Here is a 21,314-nt window from a genome sequence, read left to right on the forward strand (position 1 = left end):
CCACATTGGAGCGGCGAACCGCCGCTATCGCCTTGCTGCATCCGCTCGCAAGGTCGTTGACAGGCCATTCAAAGCTGGTAGCCGTAGGCCTTGATGATTTCGGCGGCTTTCGGGCCCTTCAGGTAATCGACCAGTGCCTTGGCTGCCGGGTTGGTGGCGCCTTTCTTGAGGATGAGCGCGTCCTGGCGGATCGGCTCGTACATCGTTTCGGGCACTACCCAGGCCGAACCACTGGTGATCTGGCCATCCTTGTACACCTGGGAGAGGGCGACGAAGCCCAGCTCGGCGTTGCCGGTGGAGACGAACTGCAGCGCCTGGGTGATGTTCTGGCCTTCGACGATCTTGCCCTTCAGGGCGTCGCTCAGGCCCAGCTTGGCCAGGGTCTGAGTGGCGGCCAGACCATAGGGCGCAGCCTTCGGATTGGCGATGGACAGGTGCTTGAAGTCGCCTTTCTCGAGCACGGCGCCCCTGTCATCGACGACGCCGTCTTTCGGCGACCACAGCACCAGCTTGCCGATGGCGTAGGTGAAGCGCGAACCGTCCACGCTCTGGCCTTCTTTCTCGAGCTTGGCCGGGGTGCTGTCGTCGGCCGAGAGAAAGACCTCGAAGGGCGCACCGTTGCTGATCTGCGCGTAGAACTGCCCGGTGGCCCCGTAGGAGGCTTGCACGCTGTGCCCGGTGTCCTTCTCGAACGCGCTGGCAATGGCCTGCATCGGCGCGGTGAAGTTGGCGGCGACCGCCACCTGTACCTGATCGGCCAGGGCGTTGCCCGCCATGGCCAAGCTGGCGCAAAGAGCGAAAAGTGGATGAACGAGGCGGTTGCGCATGGACGGCTCCTGAGGGTGTGGGCCACCAACGGCGGCCACTTGCGGTAACGCTATATACAAAAATATATGGCGATAGGGAAGCGAAACCGTCAGGTTGCCCAGCGCAATGGGTCGATCCTTTTCAGGCGTGAGAACGAAAAATGCCAGTCAGATCACCTGACTGGCATTTTCGAGACCCCCGGCAGCGGGGTGTCAGATCACTTCAGCCATTCGGCGACGCGATCCGGGTTCTTGGCGATCCACTGCTTGGCCGCTTCTTCCGGCTTCACGCCGTCGCGGATGGACAGCATCACCGCGCCCACTTCCTCGGCGCTCCAGGACAGCTTCTTGAGGAAGGCCACGGCTTCCGGCGCCTTGGCTTCCAGGGCCGGGTTGGCGACGGTGTCGACGTGCTCGGCTTCGCCGAAGACGTTTTTCGGGTCTTCCAGGAAGCGCAGCTTCCATTGCGCGAACATCCAGTGGGGGATCCAGCCGGTCACCACGATGGGCTTCTGGGCTTTTTCGGCGCGGGTCAGGGCGGTGGCCATGGCCGGGCCCGAGCTCGGCATCAGCTTGATGCTCTTGAGGTCGTATTCCTTGATCGCGTCTTCGGCACGGCGCATCACGCCAGCGCCGGCATCGATACCGGTGATCTTGCCGTCGAAGTCCTTGGCGTATTTTTCCAGGTCAGCGATGGTCTTGGCTTCCACGTAGTCCGGCACGATCAGACCGATCTTGGCGCCGTCGTAGTTGGTGCCCAGGACGGTGACCTTGTCCTTGAGCTTCTCGAAGTATTCGCCGTGGGTGGCTGGCAGCCAGGCGGAGAGGGTCACGTCGAGGTCGCCGCGGGCCAGGCCCTGCCACATGATGGCGGGTTCTACCGGCTGCAGGGTGACGTCGTAACCGAGTTTGGTCTTGAGAATTTCGCCCGCGACGTGGGTGACGGCGACGCTGTCGTCCCAGCCATTCACGTAGCCGATCTTCAGGGCGGGTTTGTCCGCTGCCATGGCGCTGGACATGCCCATGGCCAGGGCGGCGACGCCGAGGCTCTGCAGGCAGAGGCGTTTGAATCTTTGCATAGGTCTTGCTCCGTCAGTGAGTGGCAGTTCTGGGGGTTTACTGGCTCGTTCTGATCGCGGGCCTTGCGGCACCGGCTGTGCAGAGCAGGGCATGGCCCTGGTGAAACCGGGCGCATGGGAGGCGCGCCTCCCGGCGGACAGGCTACGCACCGTGCGTTGCCTGTCTGTACCTGACCCGGCTGCCAGCAGCCGGGTCGCGGTGAGTGCGGGCTCGTTCAGAGCCCGACGAATTTCTTCACTGCAGCAACGCCATCCTGGCCGTCGAACGTGGTCACGCCTTCCAGCCAGGCGTCGAGCGCCTGCGGGTTAGCCTTGATCCACTCCTTTGCCACCTCGGCCGGGTCTTTCTTCTCCAGCACTTTTTCCATCAGCTGGCTTTCGATATCGACGTTGAATTGCAGGTTGTTCAGCAGTTTGCCGACGTTGGCGCAGCGCGCTTCGTAATCTGGCGGTACCACGGTGTAAACCTTGGCGGCGCCATAATCCGGGCCGAACACGTCGTCACCACCGGACAGGTAGGTGATGTCCTGCTGGGTGTTCATCGGGTGCGGTGCCCAGCCGAGGAAGACCACCGGCTCTTTCTTGCGAATCGCGCGCTGCACCTGCACCAGCATGCCGGCCTCGCTGGACTCGATCATCTTGAAATCGCCGAGATCGAAGGTGTTGCCCTTGATCATGCCTTCGATCAGCAGGTTGCCGTCGTTGCCCGGCTCGATGCCGTAGATCTTGCCGCCCAGCTGATCCTTGAACTTGGCGATGTCCTGAAAGCTCTTCAGGCCCGCTTCGGCTGCATAGGTCGGCACGGCCAGGGTGTACTTGGCGCCTTCGAGGTTGGCCTTGGGCAGGACCTTGACGCTGTTGTCCTTGGTGAACGGCTCGATCACCGAGTCCATCGACGGCGCCCAGTAACCGAGGAACACGTCGATCTGCTTGTTCTTCACACCGGTGAAGGCGATTGGCACCGAGGCCATGGTCTTGCGCGGCTGATAGCCGAGGCCTTCGGTCAGCGTCATGGCGACACCGGTGGTAGCAGCGATGTCGGCCCAGCCGATCTCGGCGAAACGCACCTGCTTGCAGCTTGCCGGCTCTTGAGCCCAGGCGCCCTGCATCAGCACGCAGGACAGCACACCTACGCCCGCCACCTTGTAAAAGTTGTTCATCCGCGGATCCTTGTAGAGTTGAAAGAACGCTGAGTATGGCCGCTTACTGACGTTGCAGACGAGCGCTCAACCAGTTCAGCCAGCCGGCACGGTTCGCCGCGGTTTGCGGGGTGCCGAAACTCTCGGTGATGCGGTCGAGGATGATCGCCAGCAGGACCACGGCCATGCCGCTTTCGAAGCCCAGGCCGATGTCCAGACGCTGGATACTGGCCAGCACGTCGTTACCCAGGCCGCCGGCACCGACCATGGAGGCGATGATCACCATCGACAGGGCCATCATGATGGTCTGGTTGACGCCCGCCATGATCGACGGCATCGCGTTGGGCAGCTGCACCTTGAACAGCAGTTGGCGACCGTTGCAGCCGAACGACTGGCCAGCCTCGACGATTTCCTTGTTGACCTGGCGGATGCCCAGGCTGGTGAGGCGCACCGCAGGTGGCATGGCGAAGATCACCGTGGCGATGATGCCGGGCACGCGACCGAGGCCGAACAGCATGGCCGCGGGGATCAGGTAGACGAACGCCGGCATGGTCTGCATGAAGTCCAGAATCGGCCGGATGATGGTCGACACGCGCTCGCTCTTGGCCGCCCAGATGCCCAGCGGAATACCCATCAGCAAGCTGATCAGGGTCGCCGAGAAGGTCAGGCCGAGGGTCACTACCGTCTGCTCCCAGAAGCCGGTCATGACGATCAGCACGAAGGCGATGGCGGTGAACACCGCGAAGCGAAAGCCGATACGCCACAGGCCGAGGGCCACGAAGATGGCGATCAGCAGCCAGGCCGGGGGCAGCATGAGTACCGCCTCGATACCTTCGGAAAAGCCGCTGACCACGCTGCCGATGCTGTCGAAAGCGCCGCTATAGTTATCCAGCAGGTGTTGTACGGAGTCGTTGACCCAGCTGCCCAGATCCAGTTTCTCGCTCATGTCATTCTCCCTGCAGACGAGTCAGGAGGCGGCCTTTGCTGATGGCGCCACTGTAATTGCCGTCCTGGTCGACCACCGGGATCGGACCCTCGTTGTCCACCAGACGACCGATCACCTGATCCAGTGGCATGTCCTCGGGAACCGGATTGATTTCCTTGAGCACGGCCTGGTTCAGGGAGCAGGATTCGCCGCCTTCGACCAGCAGGGCGATCTTCTCCAGGCTGATGGAGCCCTGGAACTTGTTGTCTTCATCGACGATGAAGGCGTAGTGCTTGTCCTTTTCCTGCAGCTCACGGCAAACGGTTTGCGCATCGGGCGCTTTACCGTTGTGCACGTAGATCGGCACGCTGTCGGACTTGAGCTGACCAGCGGTGAGATAGCGGCTGGTGTCGACCGTATCGAAGAAGTTGCGCACGTATTCGTTGGCAGGATTGTCGATGAGTTCCTGTGGCGTGCCGACCTGAATCAGCTTGCCGCCTTCCATGATGCCGATGCGACTGCCGATGCGCATGGCCTCTTCGATATCGTGAGACACGAAGATGATGGTGCGGCGGTCGGTCTTCTGCAGCTCGAGCAGGATGTCCTGCATCTCGCGGCGCTTGAGCGGGTCGAGGGCCGAGAAGGCCTCATCCATGATGATCATCGAGGGGTCGACGGCCAGGGCGCGAGCCAGGCCGACGCGCTGTTGCATGCCGCCCGAGAGCTCGTGGGGGAATTTGCTGGCGAAGGTATCCAGACCAACCTGGGTGAGGACCTGCATGGCGCGCTCTTCGCGCTCCTTGCGACCCTTGCCGGCCACTTCGAGGCCGAAGGCGGCGTTGTCCAGAACGGTGCGCGAGGGCATCAGTGCGAAGGACTGGAAGACCATGCTCATGTCGCGGCGGCGCAGTTCTATCAGTTGATCCTTGGGCAGCTTGGCGACGTTCTGCCCGTCGATGAAGACGTCTCCGGCAGTCGGTTCGACCAACCGGTTGATCAGGCGGATGAGGGTGGATTTACCGGAGCCGGAGAGGCCCATCAGTACGAAGATTTCACCTTCCTCGACGCTGAACGAGACGTCGCTGACGCCAATGACGGCGCCTTTCTCGGCGAGAATTCTGTCCTTGCTCCAACCTTGCTTGAGCAGGTCGATGGCTTCTTGCGGCTTGTCGCCAAACACCTTGTAGAGGTTCTCGACGACGATTTTTCCAGACTGCATGGGATGGTTCCCCTTCAGTAGACATCCAGAGCAGCTACACGCGGCCTGCCGAGCGCCCACCGGGCGTTCGTCAGGCGATGTCGACTGTTCTTGCTTGTGGGTATATACACGGTTCCGAGGTTTGGACAGCGTTCTGTTACATGGCGTTCTGCTGGCACTCGCGCACGCTCCCAGAGACCTGCCCTGGCTGCTCGCAGCCCCCGGCATTCCTGGATTTCGTGTCGAATGAATAATGCGTTGCCGTGCTGCAAACTGCTTTCCAAACCCTCTGGCAGTGTTACGAAGCCCAGTCCTTTGGGAATTCACATCTCATCCGAGATGCGCGTACATCCGAAATTTCTTGTTGGACTGGCGCCCTGTTGCGGTAGCCAGCACTTATCTGTTCTTCGGTCCGGAGCGGAGGGCTCCGGTCTGCCACTCTGGTCAAGAGCGACAGCGACGAAATCGGCTGACTCAACGATATAGTCTTGCGGTCGCGGCAATTATCGAATTGCGACCCTGACGTGTTGGGCGACGACACCAAGGTGCGTCGCCTAAAAAACCATAACAGATTTTTTCTACCCTTGGCCAAAGCTGGAGGCCGCATGTGGCGCGGTTCTCAGCTTTTCAGCCGGCCTTAGGCTAGGTGAACCGGGGGCTGTAGCGAATTCGAAAAAAAACGTATGTAAGCCTGTCGGTCGCTGCAAAAGCGTCGCTGAACGTGCGTTTTTTACACTGTACTGGTCGTCTGCTGGCCATGTAAGCGGCAGGGATCCGAGAGCCGATGGCTGTCGATGGATCGAGATGAGCCGGCTTTGATAATGCCGTGCCGGCCGTTCGCCATGATCGTCGATGGGCGCGGCAGATAGAAGGAAATCCCGACTGTCGCCCGTGGGCGCTTTTCGCTCAGATGACCGGTCATCCGCCAGCTTTTGGTGCAGGTGAAGCGCGGGCCGAATCGTCATTGCCGTGACTACTCGGTCACAGCCTCCGTTACTGTCGGCAGGTAACCCTCACAAATGTACGGGAACACCCATTGGCGGCAGTGCTACCAAAATGCTCAGGCCCTTGTGGCAGGGCACTTCACGGCGATTTCACGAAGCATCTTCGACCCCCCGCGGCTCGCTCTGCCGGGGCGTTCCAGCCTGGTGCACGTTTTTTGTTGAACGACCGTTCAATGTCGGCATGACCTTTGCGTTGCTTAGGCCATCTGCTTGACTGCCTTGTGCCGTGAATACAAGAAAATCAGAGCCTCGCGATGAAGGCTCACAACGTGCTTAGCGTGAGGGTTCACCGATGTCACAGTTCAATCAGGGAGCGCAGCTCCAGAGCCGTGTTCCCCAATCCATCGGGTTTCTCCTGTTGGACAATTTCACCCTGATCTCCCTGGCTTCCGCCGTGGAGCCCCTGCGCATGGCCAACCAGCTCTCCGGCAAGGAGCTGTATCGCTGGCACACCCTGACCCTCAATGGCTTGCCGGTGTGCGCCAGCGACGGTCTGCAGATCACCCCGGATGCCTGTACCGCCAACGCGCCAGCTCTGAGCGCGGTGATCGTCTGTGGCGGTGTGGACATCCAGCGCAGCGTCACCCGCGAACATGTGCAGTGGCTGCAGGCCCAGGCTCGTCAGGGCCGGCAGATGGGCGCGGTGTGTACGGGCAGCTGGGCGCTGGCCAAGGCCGGTTTGCTCGACGGCTACGATTGCAGCGTGCACTGGGAGTTTCTTGCCGCGATGCAGGAGGCCTTCCCCCGTGCGGCCATCACCACGCGGCTGTTCTCCATCGACCGCAACCGCAATACCTCGTCCGGCGGCACTGCGCCGATGGACATGATGCTGCACCTGATCGGCCGCGAGCATGGTCGCGAACTGGCAGCGGCGATCTCCGAGATGTTCATCTACGAGCGCATTCGCAACGAGCAGGATCATCAGCGCGTGCCGCTCAAGCACATGCTCGGCACCAATCAGCCGAAACTGCAGGAAATCGTCGCCCTGATGGAAGCCAACCTCGAGGAGCCCATCGACCTCGATCAACTGGCGCTCTACGTGGATGTCTCGCGTCGCCAACTGGAGCGGCTGTTCCAGAAGTACCTGCACTGCTCACCGTCGCGCTATTACCTGAAGCTGCGCCTGATACGCGCCCGGCAGTTGCTCAAGCAGACCTCGATGTCGATCATCGAAGTCGCCTCGGTCTGCGGCTTCGTCTCCACCCCGCACTTCTCCAAGTGCTACCGCGAGTACTTCGGCATTCCGCCGCGCGATGAGCGCGCCGGCAGCAGCTCGAACGTGATTTCCCTGGTGCCGATCCATGACGACCTGATGCACGAGTCGTCTTCCGCCATGTCCGCGCTCAGCCGTGCTCAGGGTGAGTCGACCTTCGCCAGCGTGCGTATCCTCTGATCCGAATGGCGGTGACGGCTTACGGCCGTTACCGCCGGATGCATGCTGAGCGAAAAATCGCCTGGGGCGATTTTTGCCGTCGCTTGTGACGACCCAAGGGTGGTCGCCAGCGATGCTGAGTACAAAAAAGCACCAGCCGCTCGAAAGCCATGTGTCACCGGGCTTTCAGCGCTTTCCAAACAGCTTATCCACAGCCACGCACACAGTATTTGTGCGCAAGCTATTGGTGCTGAAGAAAACGCTGCTCGTTCTTCGCGTTCATCACGGCAAAGGCCCTGGAAAGGGCCTCTCGGCGATACCGTCGAGAGAAGCATGGACAAAAAACGGACAACTGCCTGCAGCGCCCGTGCTGGCGGGCGGCTGGCAGTTATTCAACAGTTTATCCACAGGCGCATGCACAGTATTTGTGTGCAACGCGTGGCGGTTTGCCGAGCAGGACGGCTGCGCTTGCCCAGCCCTAGCGGCGTGGCACGAGCGCCGGCAGCAGGGTGCGGGAGATGGCTTCGCGCACGGTCGGCAGCACGGTGGCGCTACCGGCGAGTATGTCTTCGACCATGCGGCGCAGGGCCACGGCGCGTTCCGGGCACAGGCCGGTGACCGCGTACTCGCAGGCCTGCTCGGCGCTGGCGCCGCTGGGAATGCTGATGCCCAGGGCTACCAAGCGTTCGCGGAGATCTTCCTGGTCGATCAATTCGGCGTGCATCATCGTCCTGTCCTCGTGGAGTGTGTGAAGATCGGCGCCCCGTCAGCGCAGTACGCCTTCGTCCAGCAACAACTTGAAGATAGCCTCTGCGCCCTCCTGTGGCGAGACGCCGTTGAGCACCTGGCCTGCGCCACCTGAAGCCTTGGCCGTGGCCGCCTTCATGCGCTCGGCGCCGGTCTTGGCCTTGATCACCTTCAGGCGCTTGGGTCGCGGACGGGCCGGTTGCCACTGGGCATCGGCATAGAGCGGGTCGTCGACCAGCTCCACCGATTCATTATCCACAGTGCCGCGGCGGGCCGGGCCGAATGCGCTCTGGCGAGCGGCCGGTGCCGCACCGTCGACGCTGGCGACGAAGGGCAGGCGTACCTTGAGCCGGCGCCGTTGCCCCCGGGGTAGTGCCTGCAGCACCTGGGCGCTGCCGCCTTCGATGCTTTCCACTTCCGCCAGGCCAACGATCAGCGGCCAGCCCAGACGCTCGGCCAGCAGGTAGGGCAGCATGCCCGAACCTTCACCGGTTTCCGCCTGGCTGCCGGTCAGCACCAACTGTGCCTTGGCGCGTTGCAGGTGCTCGCTCAGGGCCGGCAGGGCATCGGCCTCGCGAGTCTGTTCGAGGACGCTGAGCCCGGGCAGGCCCATGCCCAGGTAGGCGCGCAGGGCTTCTTCGTGCGGATCGCCGGCATGCACCACATTGAGCTTTTCACCTGCCAGCTTCAGGCCCAGTTCCACGGCGCGGGCATCCTGCTCGGCGCGCCGCGGCCGTCCCGATGCCGGGTGCGCGCCGATGGAGACGAGGGCAACGACGTTCAATTCAGCCATGCTGGAACTCCACCGATACTTGGGATTTCGCGGGCATTTCAATCTCGTGGGAGCGGGCCATGCCCGCGATAGGCTGTTCATGCGGCATCGCGTCTGGCTCCCTGGCGATGGGCTTCGACCCGTTCCATCAAGGCCTGGAGGATGGCGGCGGAGTCGCCGATCACCGCCATGTCCGCTCGCTTGATCATGTCGCAGCCAGGGTCGAGGTTGATCGCCACCACCTTGTCGCAGGCGCCGATGCCTTGCAGGTGCTGGATCGCGCCGGAGATGCCGACCGCCATGTACACGCGGGCGGTGACCCAGGTGCCGGTGGCGCCGACCTGGCGGCCGCGAGGCATGTGGCCGTCGTCCACTGCCACGCGCGAGGCGCCTTCGGTGGCGCCGAGCGTCGCGGCGGCGCGATGGAACAGGGCCCAGTCCTTCACGCCATTGCCGCCGGAGAGGATGAACTCCGCTTCGGCCATGGGAATCTGCGCCGGGTCGACGGCCACCGAGCCCAGGTCTTCGATACGCGGCAGGTTGCGCGCGACCTGCGCCGACAGCTCGACCCGCCGCGCTTCGTGGCGACTTTCGCTGACCGGTTCGGCGCATTCCGCAGCGGCAAGAATGAGGCGGGGTGCTACCTGGGCGATATCTTCGCGGCCCGCGCCAGCACGGCCGGTACTTTGCCCGTCCCGGACCTGCCAGACACGCGTCGCCGGGCGCTCGCCGAGGCTGGCAGCCAGGCGTCGGCCCAGTTCGCCGCCGCCGTTGCGGCTGTCCGGCAGCAACCAGTGACGCGGTGCGAACTGGCTTTCCACGGCACGCAGGGCAAGCACGCGCTGCTCCGGTGAGTAGCCTGCGTACTCATCGCCATCGAGGTGGACCAGACGGTCCACGCCTGCGGTCTCGAAGGTGCTTTCGCGGATTTCGCCAAACACCACGGCAAGTACCGCGCCGTCGCTGCCAGCCAGTTGGTGGGCGAGGCCAAGCAGATCCTTGTCGTGGCTGCTCAGGCGGCCGCCGACCATGTCCGGCACCACGGCGATGACGAACGCTGGCTGCTCGACCACGTGCAGTGGCAACTGCACTTCCACGCTGGCGCTCTGGCGCTTGTTCGAGCCGCCCTGCTGCGTGCCGCTGCGGTCGATGCGCTTGAGTCCGGCCGGGCCGATGAAGCCGGCGGCAGCGGCGTGCGGATTCTTGCGTACCAGGCCGTTGGGGCCGAGCCACTGGGTCTGCTGAGTCTGCAGGGCGGCGTGCAATGGATGCAGGCGATTGCGTGCGATCCATTCGGCGCGCGGGTCGCGGCGGATCAGGTCACTCATGTCGGCATCTCCACGGCGCTTTTTTGTAGGAGCCGGCTTGCCGGCGATGCGATCTCATCGTTGGCGCAGCGTGTGGCCACGACCGCCCGCAAGCGGGTTCCTACGTGAGTGGGGTGTTCCATCATCACGGCACCTCCGCCAGTTCACGTCGCGGCGCTGGTTGCTTTTGCGGTACGTCGTTTTCGATCAGTACCTCGGCCACCAGCTCGGCGATGTCCTTGATCTGCGGGCGCGGTTCGACCACGCCTTCGAGCATCACGGTGCATTGCGGGCAGCCGACGGCCACCAGTTCGGCACCGGTTTCCTTGATGTCTTCCATGCGCATGTCGGGAATCCGCTGCTTGCCGGGGATGTCGGTGATCGGCGCGCCACCGCCACCGCCACAGCAGCGTGAGCGGAAACCGGAACGGGCCATTTCCCTGACTTCGATGCCGATGGCCTTGAGCACCGTGCGCGGCGCCTCATATTCGCCGTTGTAGCGGCCCAGATAGCAGGGGTCGTGATAGGTCACGCTGCCGCCCTTGTGCTGGCCGAGAGACAGCAGGTCGCGCTGCATCAACGATTCGATGAAGGTGCTGTGGTGCATGACCTGATAATGGCCGCCCAGGGCGCCGTACTCGTTCTTCAGCACGTGGAAGCTGTGCGGGTCGCAGGAGACAATGGTCTTGAACTGGTACTTGGCCAGGGTGGCGATATTGCGGTTGGCCAGTTGCTGGAAGGTCGCCTCGTCGCCGAGACGGCGGGCCACGTCACCGCTGTCGCGCTCCTCCAGGCCGAGCACGGCGAAGTCCACCCCGGACGCCTTGAGGATCTTCACGAAGGCGCGCAGGGTGCGCTGGTTGCGCATGTCGAAGGCGCCGTCGCCGACCCAGAACAGCACGTCGGTGCGCTGTTTCTCGCTGAGCAGCGGCAGGTTCAGGTCAGCGGCCCAGTTCAGCCGTCCGCCCGGTGCGAAGCCGCCCGGGTTGTCGGTGGCGATGAGGTTTTCCAGTACCTCGGCACCCTTGTTCGGCGTCGAGCCTTTCTCCAGGGTCAGGTGGCGGCGCATGTCGACGATGGCATCGACATGCTCGATCATCATCGGGCACTCCTCCACGCAGGCGCGGCAGGTGGTGCATGACCACAGGGTGTCGGCATCGACCAGCGCCTTGCCCTGCAGCGAGACGATGGGCTGATGCGGGCCGCCGCTGTGCTCACCGAGTGGTTTGCCTGGGTAGGGCGAGCCGGCGAACTTGGCGTCGCTGCCACCGGCCAGGCCGATGACCATGTCCTGGATCAGTTTCTTCGGGTTCAGTGGCTGGCCAGCCGCGAAGGCCGGGCACATGGCCTCGCATTTGCCGCACTGCACGCAGGCGTCGAAGCCGAGCAACTGGTTCCAGGTGAAGTCGGTGGGTTTTTCCACACCCAGCGGTGCTTTGCGATCGCTCAGGTCGAGTGCTTTGAGGCCGGTGGAGCGACCCCCGCCAAAGCGTTCGCTGCGGCGGTGCCAGGCCAGGTGCAGGGCGCCGGCGAAGGCATGCTTCATCGGCCCGCCCCAGGTCATGCCAAAGAACAGTTCGCACACCCCCCAAGCCACGCCCACGGCCAGGAGTGCCGCAAGCACCCAGCCGCCGAAGTCGGTGGGCAGAATGCCGGCCACCGGCAGCGTGGCGATGAAGAAGCTCGCGGAGAACATCAGCAGGCTTTTCGGCAGGCGCATCCACGGGCCTTTCGACAGCCGCGCCGGCGGATTGCGTCTGCGTTTGGCGACGAACAGGGCGCCAACGAACATGCAGGCCGTCGCGGCCAGCAGGGCGAAGCCGAGGATGCGGTTGTGCAGGCCGAAACCATGCACGACGATCGCCAGCACGGCGGCAAGCACGAAGCCCCCCGCCGTCGCCACGTGGGTTTTCGACATGTAGGCGTCACGCTCGACCACGTGGTGCAGATCGACCAGATAGCGCCGCGGCATGTTCAGCAGGCCACCGAGCCAGTCGACCTGGGCGGGCCGGCCACGGCGCCACATGAAGAAGCGTTTCGCGGCGCCGAGTACGGCCAGGCCGAGGGCGGCGAAGAGCAGGATGGGGAGAAGGGTGCCAAGCATGGTGAAGCTCCCGCAAGGGTCTTGTAGGAGCTGGCTTGCCAGCGATTCGGGCTCCGCGGTTGTCGCTTGGGCCGCGTTATCGTTCATCGCCGGCAAGCCGGCTCCTACAGGGAGGCTGCTTAAAAATCTTTACAAAGCCGCAGCGCGTCATAGATCGCCGCATGGGTGTTGCGCTGGGCCACGCAGTCGCCGATGCGGAACAGCAGGTAACCCTCACCGGCCTGGCTCAGCGCGGGCTGTGGCTGGATGGCGAACAGCGCGTCGATGTCCATCTGGCCCTTGTTGCGCGAGCCTTCCTTCAGCGCGTAGTACAGGCCCTCGTCCGGGCGCACGCCGTTCTCGACCACCACCTGATCGACCACGCGCTCTTCCCTGGCGCCGGTGTACTCGTTCTCCAGCACGGCGATCTTCTTGTCGCCCTCGGCGTAGACCTTCTCCAGCATCATGTCGCCGGTCATGATCACTTCCTTGGGGTACATGCTGCGGTAGTAGGTCGGGAAACTGGTGCCGCCGATGGCCACGCCCGGCTTGATGTCGTCGGTGACGATCTCGACCTGGGCACCCTTGTCGGCGAGGAAGTCCGCCACCGACATGCCGGTGAATTCGCAGATGGTGTCGTACACCAGTACGGTCTTGCCCGGCGCCACCTTGCCGCTGAGGATGTCCCAGCTGCTGACCACCAGGCCTTCGGCCGCGCCCCAGTGCTCGACCTGTTCGAGGAACGGGTGGCCGCCATTGGCGAGCACGACGATATCGGCACGCAGGTCGTTGATGGTGTCCACGTCGGCCGCGGTACCCAGGCGCAGGTCTATGCCCAGGCGTGCCAGCTCCAACTGATACCAGCGGGTGATGCCAGCGATCTGGTCACGTTGCGGGGCTTTCGAGGCCAGGGTGATCTGCCCGCCAAGCTGCTCCTGTTTCTCGAACAGGGTCACGTCATGACCGCGTTCGGCGGCCACGCGGGCGGCCTCCATCCCGGCCGGGCCGCCGCCGACGACGACCACTTTGCGTTTCGGCCCGGTGGATTTCTCGATGATGTGCGGCAGGCCCATGTACTCGCGGCTGGTCGCGGCGTTCTGGATGCACAGCACGTCCAGGCCCTGGTACTGGCGGTCGATGCAGTAGTTGGCGCCGACGCACTGTTTGATCTGGTCGATCTGGCCCATCTTGATCTTGGCGATCAGGTGCGGATCGGCGATGTGCGCGCGGGTCATGCCGACCATGTCCACGTAGCCGCCTTCGAGGATGCGCGTGGCCTGGTTCGGGTCCTTGATGTTCTGCGCGTGCAGCACCGGCACGTTGACCACTTCCTTGATGCCGGCCGCCAGGTGCAGGAACGGCTCCGGCGGGTAGCTCATGTTGGGGATGACGTTGGCCAGGGTGTTGTGGGTATCGCAGCCCGAGCCGACCACGCCGAGGAAGTCGAGCATGCCGGTGTCGGTGTAGTACTTGGCGATCTGCTTCATGTCGTCATGGGACAGACCGTCCGGGTGGAACTCGTCGCCGCAGATGCGCATGCCCACGCAGAAATCGTCGCCCACTTCGGCGCGCACGGCCTTGAGCACTTCCATGCCGAACTTCATGCGGCCTTCGAAGCTGCCACCCCATTCGTCGGTGCGTTTGTTGACCCGTGGCGACCAGAACTGGTCGATCATGTGCTGGTGCACGGCGGACAGTTCGACGCCATCCAGGCCGCCTTCCTTGGCCCGGCGTGCGGCCTGGGCGTAGTTGCCGATCACCCGCCAGATTTCCTCCGGCTCGATGGTCTTGCAGGTGGCGCGGTGCACCGGCTCGCGGATGCCGGACGGCGACATCAGGGTCGGCCAGTGGCCGCCATCCCAGCGTGAGCGACGGCCCATGTGGGTAATCTGGATCATGATCTTGGCGCCATGCTTGTGCATGGCGTCGGCCAGGTTCTGGAAGTGCGGGATGATCCGGTCGGTCGCCAGGTTCACCGATGCCCACCAGTGCTGCGGGCTGTCGATGGCCACCACCGAGGAACCACCGCAGATGGCCAGGCCGATGCCGCCCTTGGCCTTCTCCTCGTAGTACTTCACGTAGCGCTCGGTGGTCATGCCGCCGTCGGTGGCATACACCTCCGCGTGCGCGGTGGAGAGCACGCGGTTACGGATGGTCAGTTTGCCGATCTGGATCGGCTGGAACATTGCTTCGAAGGCCATGACCTTCTCCTCGGCGACTGCACAGCGTTCACGGTTGACGCGGGCAGAGGCACCTTTATCGGGTGGCGCCTCGTGCCCTATTGGTTACAGCGGGCGGGTAATGAACAAGCCATCGTCGTGGCCTTCTTCCGAGCCGCTGTATTCCTGTACGGAGACGGTGCGGATCGAGCTGCCTTTGGCGGCGAGAATCTGATCGATGGCGCCGGAGAACCAGCCGGTGAACATGTAGTCCACCTTGCGGCCGACCTTGCCGTAGACGTACACGAAGGCGGAGTGCTTGAGCTTCACTTCGGCATAGCCGGTTTGCAGATCGAGTTTCTGCGTTTCGAACAGCCCCCAGCCGCGTTGCGACAGGCGTTTCATGTAGTGCTCGAATACCGCGGCGCCTTCGATGCCGTGGCACTCGGCTTCCTTCTCGCACCAGTGCCAGGCGGATTTGTAGCCAGCCTTGTAGAGAATCTCGGCGTACTTGTCGGCGCCGAGCACTTCCTCGATGCCCATGTGGTTGTTCACGAAGAAATGCCGCGGCACGTAAAGCATCGGCAGGGCGTCGGTGGTCCAGACGCCGGTTTCGTCGTCGACCTGGATGGGCATTTCGGGGGCGTGGGTGGCCATATGTTGTTAACTCCAGAATTCGTTGTCTTGCATGTTTGAACGGTGCGGATGAATGCCTGTGGAGCCGTAGCGAGCGCGCCGCGAGGACGCGCCGCCGCTATCGGTTGGCGCAGTAGGCTGCGCAGGTATTCATCATTCGCCCCAGACGTCGGCGAGTACCCTCACCCAGTTCTCGCCCATGACCTTGCGCACGGTGCGTTCGCTCATGCCGCGCTTGAGTAGGGTTTCGGTGAGGTTGGGGAATTCGCCTACGGTGCGGATGCCAAGCGGGTTGACGATCTTGCCGAAGTTGGTAAGGCGGCGGGCGTAGCCCTTGTCGTGGGTCAGGTACTCGAAGAAGTCCTGGCCGTGGCCCTGGGTGAAGTCGGTGCCGATGCCGATGGCGTCTTCGCCGACGATGTTCATCACGTACTCGATGGCTTCGGCGTAGTCGTCGATGGTCGAGTCGATGCCTTTGGCCAGGAAGGGCGCGAACATGGTCACGCCAACGAAGCCGCCGTGGTCGGCGATGAACTTCAGCTCGGCGTCGGACTTGTTGCGCGGGTGTTCTTTCAGGCCGGACGGCAGGCAGTGGGAGTAGGTGACGGGCTTGGTGGATTCGAGGATGACTTCCTCGCTGGTCTTGCTGCCGACGTGGGACAGGTCGCACATCACGCCGACGCGGTTCATCTCGGCGACGATCTCGCGACCGAAGCCGGACAGCCCGCCGTCACGCTCGTAACAGCCGGTGCCGACCAGATTCTGGGTGTTGTAGCACATCTGCACGATGCCCACGCCGAGCTGCTTGAAGATCTCCACGTAGCCGATCTGGTCCTCGAACGCATGGGCATTCTGGAAGCCGAAGAGGATGCCGGTCTTGCCCAGTTCCTTGGCGCGGCGGATGTCGGCGGTGCTGCGCACCTGCATCACCAGGTCGCTGTTCTCGCGGATCAGTTTCTGGCTGGAGGCGATGGCATCGATGGTTTCCTGAAAATCCTCCCAGACCGACACGGTGCAGTTGGCCATGGTCAGGCCGCCCTTGCGCATGTCTTCGAACAGTTCGCGGTTCCACTTGGCGATGATCAGACCGTCGATGACGATGCTGTCGGCGTGCAATTCGGCTGGGCTCATCAGGCTGCTCCCCTTGATTGGTGGCACCAGATTCGTTGCTGGCGCTTTGTGGGGAGCATATGCCTCGACGCCCGATCGACCGGGTGCAAAAACGACTGGGGGATTGCCGAAAGCGTCAAGGCGAAGTCGTGAATGGATAAGCCTCTCTGGGCAGGCCTGTTCCAGAGCAGGGGATGACCGGCATGCAGCTACAAGGCGGAAGCAGTCGTTCGCGGATCCACTGTGGGAGCGCGCCATGCGCGCGAAAAATCGCGGGCATGGCCCGCTCCCACAAATACTACGCCGATGTCCGCTTTCGCCACGTTGCAGCCCGTAGGCTGCTTGCGCCTTTTCACGGTCGTAGGGTGGGTGGGGCCGTTTCGTGTCGATCCTGCCGCGGGCTGACGGCGAAGCGGGTGCGGTAGCGGCGGGCGAAGTAGGAGGCCGACTCGAAGCCGCAGGCCAGCGCCACCTCCAGCACGCTGAGGTCGCTCTGGCGCAACAGATGGCGTGCCTTGTCGAGCCGCAGGCCGAGGTAGAAGGTGATGGGCGTGGTGTTCAGGTGCTGACGGAACAGCCGCTCCAGTTGTCGGGTGGTGATGCCCACCGTGTCGGCCAGCTGCCCCGGAGAACGAGGCTCCTCGGTGCAGCGCTCCATCTCGGCGATCACCAGGGCCAGCTTCTTGTCGTGGATGCCATAGCGGCTGCTGACCTGCATGCGCTGGTGATCCAGCCGCGTACGGATGCGGCCGAGCACGAACTGCTCGGATACCTGAATCGACAGCGGCTCGCCATGGTCGCGGCCGATCAGCCCGAGCATCAGGTCGAGGCTGCTGGTGCCGCCTGCACTGGTGATGCGCCGGCCATCGATTTCGAACAGTTCCTGGGTCGGCTGCAACTGTGGATAACGTTCGCGAAAGGCATCCAGCGCCTCCCAGTGCAGGGTGAAGCGCTGCCGTGTTTCCAGCAGCCCGGCCTCGGCCAGCACGAAGCTGCCGGTGTCGATGCCGCCCAGCACCCGGCACTCCCGATCCGCTCGGCGCAGGCGGCTCGCCAACTGCGGGCTGAACGTCGCCAGCGGATCGAAACCGGCCACCACGAACAGGCTGGCATCCGCCAACTCGTCATCCAGAGCGTCGTCGACATTCAGCGACATGCCGTTGCTGGCCGGTACGGCCTGGCCATCGTCGCTGAGCAGGCGCCAGCTGTAGTGTGCGTGAAAGCGATTGGCAACCCGCAACGGCTCGATGGCGGACATCAGCCCCATCATCGAAAACCCAGGCAGCAGGAAGAAACAGAAGTGGTGCGACATGGCGGAGCCCCGCGTGTGGAATCCGCATCTAACGGCAGGAGCGCTCTCCGATCAAGTCGGTATGGTCTGGATTTGTGTCGATATAGTGCGAATCGCTTGCCGGGTATCTGCGTAAGGTGCATGCATCGGAATCACGCTTTTCCGGTCACGGTACTAAAAACCAGATCAAACCGTTGAGAGGAGCCTATCGATGAAAGCGCTTACCGCATTCGCAGCGTGCTGCACGCTTACCCTGTTGAGTACGCCCTTGCTGGCCGCCGACGAGGAGAGTTGCAAGACCGTTCGCCTTGGCGCCGTCGGCTGGACGGACGTCGTCGCCACCACCGCCGTGGCCAGCGAACTGCTGCAGGGCCTCGGCTATGAAACGACCCAGACCCAGGCGTCGCAGCAGATCATCTTCGCCGGCATTCAGAAGGGTCAGGTCGACGCCTTTCTCGGCTACTGGAAGCCGATCATGGACGACAACATCAAGCCCTTCCTCGATTCCGGCGCGGTGAAGGTGGCCGAGCAGCCGTCGTTGAACGACGCCGTTGCGGTGCTCGCCGTGCCCAGTTACGCCGCCGAGCAGGGCCTCAGGACCCTGGCCGATATCCCGCGCTTCAAGAGCCAGCTGGACGGCAAGATCTACGGTATCGAGGCCGGTTCCGGCGCCAATATGGCGATCCAGAAGATGATCGACCAGAACCGCTTCGGTCTTGGTGAGTTCAAGCTGGTGGAATCCAGCGAGGCCGGCATGCTCGCCGCGGTGGGCCGTGCGGTGCGCAGCGAGAAACCGGTGGTGTTCTTCGGCTGGAAGCCGCATCCGATGAACCTGCAGATGCCGATCACCTACCTGAGCGGCACCGAAGGGGTGTTCGGCCCCAACGACGGGGCTGCGACGGTTTCCACGGTGACGTCGCCGGACTACGCCCAGCGCTGCCCCAACGCCAATCGCCTGCTGACCAGCCTGCGTTTCACCAGTGAGCAGGAGGCCGAGCTGATGCAGCCGATCATGGATCGCCAGGCACCGGACAAGGTGGCGCGTGAGTGGATTGCCGCCAACCCCGAGGCCGTCGCCGGCTGGCTGGAAGGCGTCACCACCCGTGACGGCAAGCCTGCCGCCGAAGCCCTGAACGCCAACCGCTAATCCCATCCCGTGTCGTTACCGTGCTTGCGCGGTGGCGGCGTTCGCCCCGAAGAAGAGGAGATCGAACATGAACAATGAAGTCATCATCACCTGTGCGGTCACCGGCGCTGGCGATACCGTTGGCCGTCATCCGGCCATTCCGGTCACCCCGAAGCAGATCGCCGCCGCTGCCATCGAGGCCGCCAAGGCCGGTGCCACTGTCGCCCACTGTCATGTTCGTGATCCGCAGACCGGCAAGCCGAGCCGCGACGGGGCGTTGTACCGCGAGCTGGTCGAGCGCATCCGCGAGAGCGACACCGACGTGATCATCAACCTCACTGCCGGCATGGGGGGCGACCTGGAGATCGGCCGGGGCGAACAGCCGCTGGAATTTGGCACCGGTACCGATCTGGTCGGCCCGCTGACCCGCCTGGCCCATATCGAGGAGCTGCTGCCGGAGATCTGCACCCTGGATTGCGGCACCCTGAATTTCGGCGACGGCGACTTCATCTACGTCTCCACCCCGGCGCAGCTGCGCGCTGGTGCCAAGCGCATCACCGAGCTGGGCGTGAAGGCCGAGCTGGAAATCTTCGACACCGGCCACCTGTGGTTCGCCAGGCAAATGATCAAGGAAGGCCTGCTGGACGACCCGCTGATCCAGCTGTGCCTGGGGATTCCCTGGGGCGCACCGGCGGACACCACGACCATGAAGGCCATGGTCGACAACCTGCCACCGGGCCTGACCTGGGCCGGCTTCGGCATTGGCCGCATGCAGATGCCCATGCTCGCTCAGGCCATGCTGCTGGGCGGCAACGTGCGCGTCGGCCTGGAAGACAACATCTGGCTGGACAAGGGCGTGCCGGCCAGCAACGGCTCGCTGGTCGAGCGTGCGGCCGAGATCATCGAGCGTCTTGGTGGGCGGGTGCTGAGCCCGGCCGAAGGGCGCGTAAAGATGAACCTGAAAAAACGCTGAGCCTTTAGCCTGGAGCTTGGAAATGTCCTTCATTACCGATATCAAAATCTTCGCCGCCCTCGGCACCGGCGTGATCGGTGCGGGCTGGGTCGCCCGTGCCCTGGCCCATGGCCTCGACGTGCATGCCTGGGACCCGGCGCCGGGCGCCGAAGCGGCGCTGCGCACGCGCATCGCCAATGCCTGGCCGGCCCTGCAGAAGCAGGGGCTGACGCCAGGAGCAACGCTGGATCGACTGCGCTTTTTCGATGACCTCGATGCCTGTGTGGCCGATGCCGACTTCATCCAGGAGAGCGCACCCGAACGCCTCGAGCTCAAGCTCGATCTGCACGCCCGGATCAGCGCCGCCGCGCGCCCCGATGTGATCATCGGCTCCAGCACCTCCGGCCTGCTGCCCAGCGAGTTCTATGCCGGGGCGCATCACCCGGAACGCTGTGTGGTCGGCCATCCGTTCAATCCGGTGTACCTGTTGCCGTTGGTGGAGGTGGTCGGTGGCCAGCGCACCGCGCCTGAGGCCGTGCAGGCCGCCAGCGCCATCTACCGCGCGCTGGGTATGCGCCCGCTGCACGTGCGCAAGGAAGTCCCGGGTTTTATCGCCGACCGCTTGCTCGAGGCGCTGTGGCGCGAGGCGCTGCATCTGGTCAACGACGGTGTGGCCACCACCGGTGAGATCGACGACGCGATCCGCTTCGGTGCCGGGCTGCGCTGGTCGTTCATGGGCACCTTCATGACCTACACCCTGGCGGGCGGCGACGCCGGCATGCGCCACTTCATGGCCCAGTTCGGGCCGGCGCTGAAGCTGCCCTGGACCTATCTGCAAGCCCCCGAGCTGACCGAAGCGCTGATCGACGATGTGGTCACCGGTACCGGCGTGCAGCAGGGCCAGCGCAGCATCGCCGAGCTGGAGCGCTACCGCGACGACTGCCTGCTGGCGGTACTCGATGCCGTGCGCCAGACCAAGGCGCGCCATGGTTTCACCTTCGAGGAATGAGCATGCTGCCCGTTACTTACCGAACCGCGGTGCAGGCCGACTGGGTCGACTACAACGGCCACCTGCGCGATGCCTACTACCTGCTGATCTGCAGCTTCGCCACCGATGGGCTGATGGAGCTCCTCGGTCTCGACGAGGCAGGCAGGGCGCGTACCGCGCATACGCTCTACACGCTGGAGTGCCACCTCAATTTTCTCGCCGAGGTGAAACTTGGTGTGGGCGTTCAGGTGCGCAGCCAACTGCTCGGCCATGACCGCAAGCGCCTGCACATCCATCACCTGATCGAGCGCTGCGACGACGGGCAGACAGTGGCCGAAAGCGAACAGATGCTGATGAACATCGACACCGCCAGCGGCCGCTCGGCGCCCTTCGATGAACAGGTCGCCAGGCGCGTCGCCGAACTGGCCGATTCGCAGCGAGACATGCCGCGCTCCGCGTATGTCGGCCGGGTGATCGGGTTGCCGGTTGGATAGCGCTGCCGGCCCGGGCCTCAGCGGGGCCCTTGAAGCCAAACCGCGCGCCGTAGGGTGGGCTTCAGCCCACCACCGACAACGCCCGCAGCCCGAAGCTCCGAGCCGCATGCTCTGAATAGCCAGCCA

18 protein-coding genes are annotated in these 21,314 nt (G+C 63.8%); 5 read left to right on the forward strand and 13 right to left on the reverse strand.

Annotated features, from left to right (window positions below; genetic code table 11):
• Positions 1 to 68: 68 nt before the first annotated feature.
• The 5 genes from modA to QRN22_RS24645 all read right to left on the reverse strand — a co-directional run bounded on the left by modA (position 69) and on the right by QRN22_RS24645 (position 5,168).
• Positions 69 to 827 carry a molybdate ABC transporter substrate-binding protein gene (modA, locus tag QRN22_RS24625; protein WP_042554220.1) on the reverse strand — a complete coding sequence of 253 codons (759 nt, stop codon included), beginning with the start codon at positions 825 to 827 and terminating at the stop codon, positions 69 to 71.
• 197 nt (positions 828 to 1,024) lie between these two features.
• Entirely contained in the window at positions 1,025 to 1,885 is an 861-nt protein-coding gene (locus tag QRN22_RS24630; protein WP_042554221.1) for a glycine betaine ABC transporter substrate-binding protein, read from the reverse strand.
• 215 nt (positions 1,886 to 2,100) lie between these two features.
• A complete protein-coding gene (locus QRN22_RS24635; protein WP_042554222.1) occupies positions 2,101 to 3,045 on the reverse strand; it encodes a choline ABC transporter substrate-binding protein in 945 nt (314 codons plus the stop codon).
• A 43-nt stretch (positions 3,046 to 3,088) separates the two neighbouring features.
• Positions 3,089 to 3,970 (reverse strand): ABC transporter permease, encoded by an 882-nt coding sequence (locus tag QRN22_RS24640; RefSeq protein ID WP_042554223.1) that lies wholly within the window; start codon positions 3,968 to 3,970, stop codon positions 3,089 to 3,091.
• Position 3,971: 1 nt separating this feature from the next.
• Positions 3,972 to 5,168, reverse strand: coding sequence for a quaternary amine ABC transporter ATP-binding protein (locus QRN22_RS24645; protein ID WP_042554224.1), 1,197 nt, complete (start codon positions 5,166 to 5,168; stop codon positions 3,972 to 3,974).
• 1,275 nt (positions 5,169 to 6,443) lie between these two features.
• Between QRN22_RS24645 and gbdR the strand changes: the two genes are divergently transcribed.
• Positions 6,444 to 7,544, forward strand: coding sequence for a choline metabolism transcriptional regulator GbdR (gene gbdR / locus QRN22_RS24650; protein ID WP_042554225.1), 1,101 nt, complete (start codon positions 6,444 to 6,446; stop codon positions 7,542 to 7,544).
• A 457-nt stretch (positions 7,545 to 8,001) separates the two neighbouring features.
• On the opposite strand, the gene QRN22_RS24655 is transcribed toward gbdR, so the two are convergent.
• From QRN22_RS24655 to QRN22_RS24690, 8 genes are all read right to left on the reverse strand, one after another.
• Positions 8,002 to 8,250, reverse strand: a complete 249-nt coding sequence (locus tag QRN22_RS24655; protein WP_042554226.1) for a hypothetical protein — start codon at positions 8,248 to 8,250, stop codon at positions 8,002 to 8,004.
• A gap of 39 nt (positions 8,251 to 8,289) precedes the next feature.
• Entirely contained in the window at positions 8,290 to 9,063 is a 774-nt protein-coding gene (etfB, locus tag QRN22_RS24660) for an electron transfer flavoprotein subunit beta (RefSeq protein ID WP_042554227.1), read from the reverse strand.
• A 77-nt stretch (positions 9,064 to 9,140) separates the two neighbouring features.
• On the reverse strand, positions 9,141 to 10,370 hold the full coding sequence (gene etfA, locus QRN22_RS24665; RefSeq protein ID WP_042554228.1) for an electron transfer flavoprotein subunit alpha: 1,230 nt from the start codon (positions 10,368 to 10,370) through the stop codon (positions 9,141 to 9,143).
• A gap of 124 nt (positions 10,371 to 10,494) precedes the next feature.
• Positions 10,495 to 12,453: a dimethylglycine demethylation protein DgcB gene (gene dgcB, locus QRN22_RS24670; RefSeq protein ID WP_042554229.1), complete on the reverse strand. Its 1,959-nt coding sequence runs from the start codon at positions 12,451 to 12,453 to the stop codon at positions 10,495 to 10,497.
• 119 nt (positions 12,454 to 12,572) lie between these two features.
• On the reverse strand, positions 12,573 to 14,633 hold the full coding sequence (gene dgcA / locus QRN22_RS24675; RefSeq protein WP_042554230.1) for a dimethylglycine demethylation protein DgcA: 2,061 nt from the start codon (positions 14,631 to 14,633) through the stop codon (positions 12,573 to 12,575).
• An 84-nt stretch (positions 14,634 to 14,717) separates the two neighbouring features.
• Positions 14,718 to 15,248, reverse strand: coding sequence for a DUF5943 domain-containing protein (locus QRN22_RS24680; RefSeq protein ID WP_042554231.1), 531 nt, complete (start codon positions 15,246 to 15,248; stop codon positions 14,718 to 14,720).
• A gap of 132 nt (positions 15,249 to 15,380) precedes the next feature.
• Positions 15,381 to 16,358 (reverse strand): dipeptidase, encoded by a 978-nt coding sequence (locus QRN22_RS24685; protein WP_042554232.1) that lies wholly within the window; start codon positions 16,356 to 16,358, stop codon positions 15,381 to 15,383.
• A gap of 331 nt (positions 16,359 to 16,689) precedes the next feature.
• Entirely contained in the window at positions 16,690 to 17,649 is a 960-nt protein-coding gene (locus QRN22_RS24690) for a GlxA family transcriptional regulator (RefSeq protein ID WP_042554233.1), read from the reverse strand.
• A 190-nt stretch (positions 17,650 to 17,839) separates the two neighbouring features.
• Between QRN22_RS24690 and choX the strand changes: the two genes are divergently transcribed.
• The 4 genes from choX (at position 17,840) to QRN22_RS24710 (ending at position 21,188) form a co-directional block, all read left to right on the forward strand.
• On the forward strand, positions 17,840 to 18,775 hold the full coding sequence (choX, locus tag QRN22_RS24695; protein WP_042554234.1) for a choline ABC transporter substrate-binding protein: 936 nt from the start codon (positions 17,840 to 17,842) through the stop codon (positions 18,773 to 18,775).
• A 67-nt stretch (positions 18,776 to 18,842) separates the two neighbouring features.
• Entirely contained in the window at positions 18,843 to 19,727 is an 885-nt protein-coding gene (cdhC, locus tag QRN22_RS24700) for a 3-dehydrocarnitine:acetyl-CoA trimethylamine transferase CdhC (RefSeq protein ID WP_042554235.1), read from the forward strand.
• 22 nt (positions 19,728 to 19,749) lie between these two features.
• On the forward strand, positions 19,750 to 20,715 hold the full coding sequence (locus tag QRN22_RS24705) for an L-carnitine dehydrogenase (RefSeq protein WP_042554236.1): 966 nt from the start codon (positions 19,750 to 19,752) through the stop codon (positions 20,713 to 20,715).
• Positions 20,716 to 20,717: 2 nt separating this feature from the next.
• Complete coding sequence (locus QRN22_RS24710; RefSeq protein ID WP_042554237.1) at positions 20,718 to 21,188, forward strand: thioesterase family protein; 471 nt, start codon at positions 20,718 to 20,720, stop codon at positions 21,186 to 21,188.
• The last annotated feature ends 126 nt before the right edge of the window (positions 21,189 to 21,314 follow it).

It is taken from the genome of Pseudomonas sp. MEJ086, from assembly GCF_030209025.1.
Classification (GTDB): domain Bacteria; phylum Pseudomonadota; class Gammaproteobacteria; order Pseudomonadales; family Pseudomonadaceae; genus Aquipseudomonas; species Aquipseudomonas fulva_A.

Excerpts from the sequence above, each read along its gene's own strand:
- modA (WP_042554220.1), bottom strand. The coding sequence starts at position 827 with ATGCGCAACCGCCTCGTTCATCCACTTTTCGCTCTTTGCGCCAGCTTG.
- QRN22_RS24630 (WP_042554221.1), bottom strand. The coding sequence starts at position 1,885 with ATGCAAAGATTCAAACGCCTCTGCCTGCAGAGCCTCGGCGTCGCCGCC.
- QRN22_RS24635 (WP_042554222.1), bottom strand. The coding sequence starts at position 3,045 with ATGAACAACTTTTACAAGGTGGCGGGCGTAGGTGTGCTGTCCTGCGTG.
- QRN22_RS24640 (WP_042554223.1), bottom strand. The coding sequence starts at position 3,970 with ATGAGCGAGAAACTGGATCTGGGCAGCTGGGTCAACGACTCCGTACAA.
- QRN22_RS24645 (WP_042554224.1), bottom strand. The coding sequence starts at position 5,168 with ATGCAGTCTGGAAAAATCGTCGTCGAGAACCTCTACAAGGTGTTTGGC.
- gbdR (WP_042554225.1), top strand. The coding sequence starts at position 6,444 with ATGTCACAGTTCAATCAGGGAGCGCAGCTCCAGAGCCGTGTTCCCCAA.
- QRN22_RS24655 (WP_042554226.1), bottom strand. The coding sequence starts at position 8,250 with ATGATGCACGCCGAATTGATCGACCAGGAAGATCTCCGCGAACGCTTG.
- etfB (WP_042554227.1), bottom strand. The coding sequence starts at position 9,063 with ATGGCTGAATTGAACGTCGTTGCCCTCGTCTCCATCGGCGCGCACCCG.
- etfA (WP_042554228.1), bottom strand. The coding sequence starts at position 10,370 with ATGAGTGACCTGATCCGCCGCGACCCGCGCGCCGAATGGATCGCACGC.
- dgcB (WP_042554229.1), bottom strand. The coding sequence starts at position 12,453 with ATGCTTGGCACCCTTCTCCCCATCCTGCTCTTCGCCGCCCTCGGCCTG.
- dgcA (WP_042554230.1), bottom strand. The coding sequence starts at position 14,633 with ATGGCCTTCGAAGCAATGTTCCAGCCGATCCAGATCGGCAAACTGACC.
- QRN22_RS24680 (WP_042554231.1), bottom strand. The coding sequence starts at position 15,248 with ATGGCCACCCACGCCCCCGAAATGCCCATCCAGGTCGACGACGAAACC.
- QRN22_RS24685 (WP_042554232.1), bottom strand. The coding sequence starts at position 16,358 with ATGAGCCCAGCCGAATTGCACGCCGACAGCATCGTCATCGACGGTCTG.
- QRN22_RS24690 (WP_042554233.1), bottom strand. The coding sequence starts at position 17,649 with ATGTCGCACCACTTCTGTTTCTTCCTGCTGCCTGGGTTTTCGATGATG.
- choX (WP_042554234.1), top strand. The coding sequence starts at position 17,840 with ATGAAAGCGCTTACCGCATTCGCAGCGTGCTGCACGCTTACCCTGTTG.
- cdhC (WP_042554235.1), top strand. The coding sequence starts at position 18,843 with ATGAACAATGAAGTCATCATCACCTGTGCGGTCACCGGCGCTGGCGAT.
- QRN22_RS24705 (WP_042554236.1), top strand. The coding sequence starts at position 19,750 with ATGTCCTTCATTACCGATATCAAAATCTTCGCCGCCCTCGGCACCGGC.
- QRN22_RS24710 (WP_042554237.1), top strand. The coding sequence starts at position 20,718 with ATGCTGCCCGTTACTTACCGAACCGCGGTGCAGGCCGACTGGGTCGAC.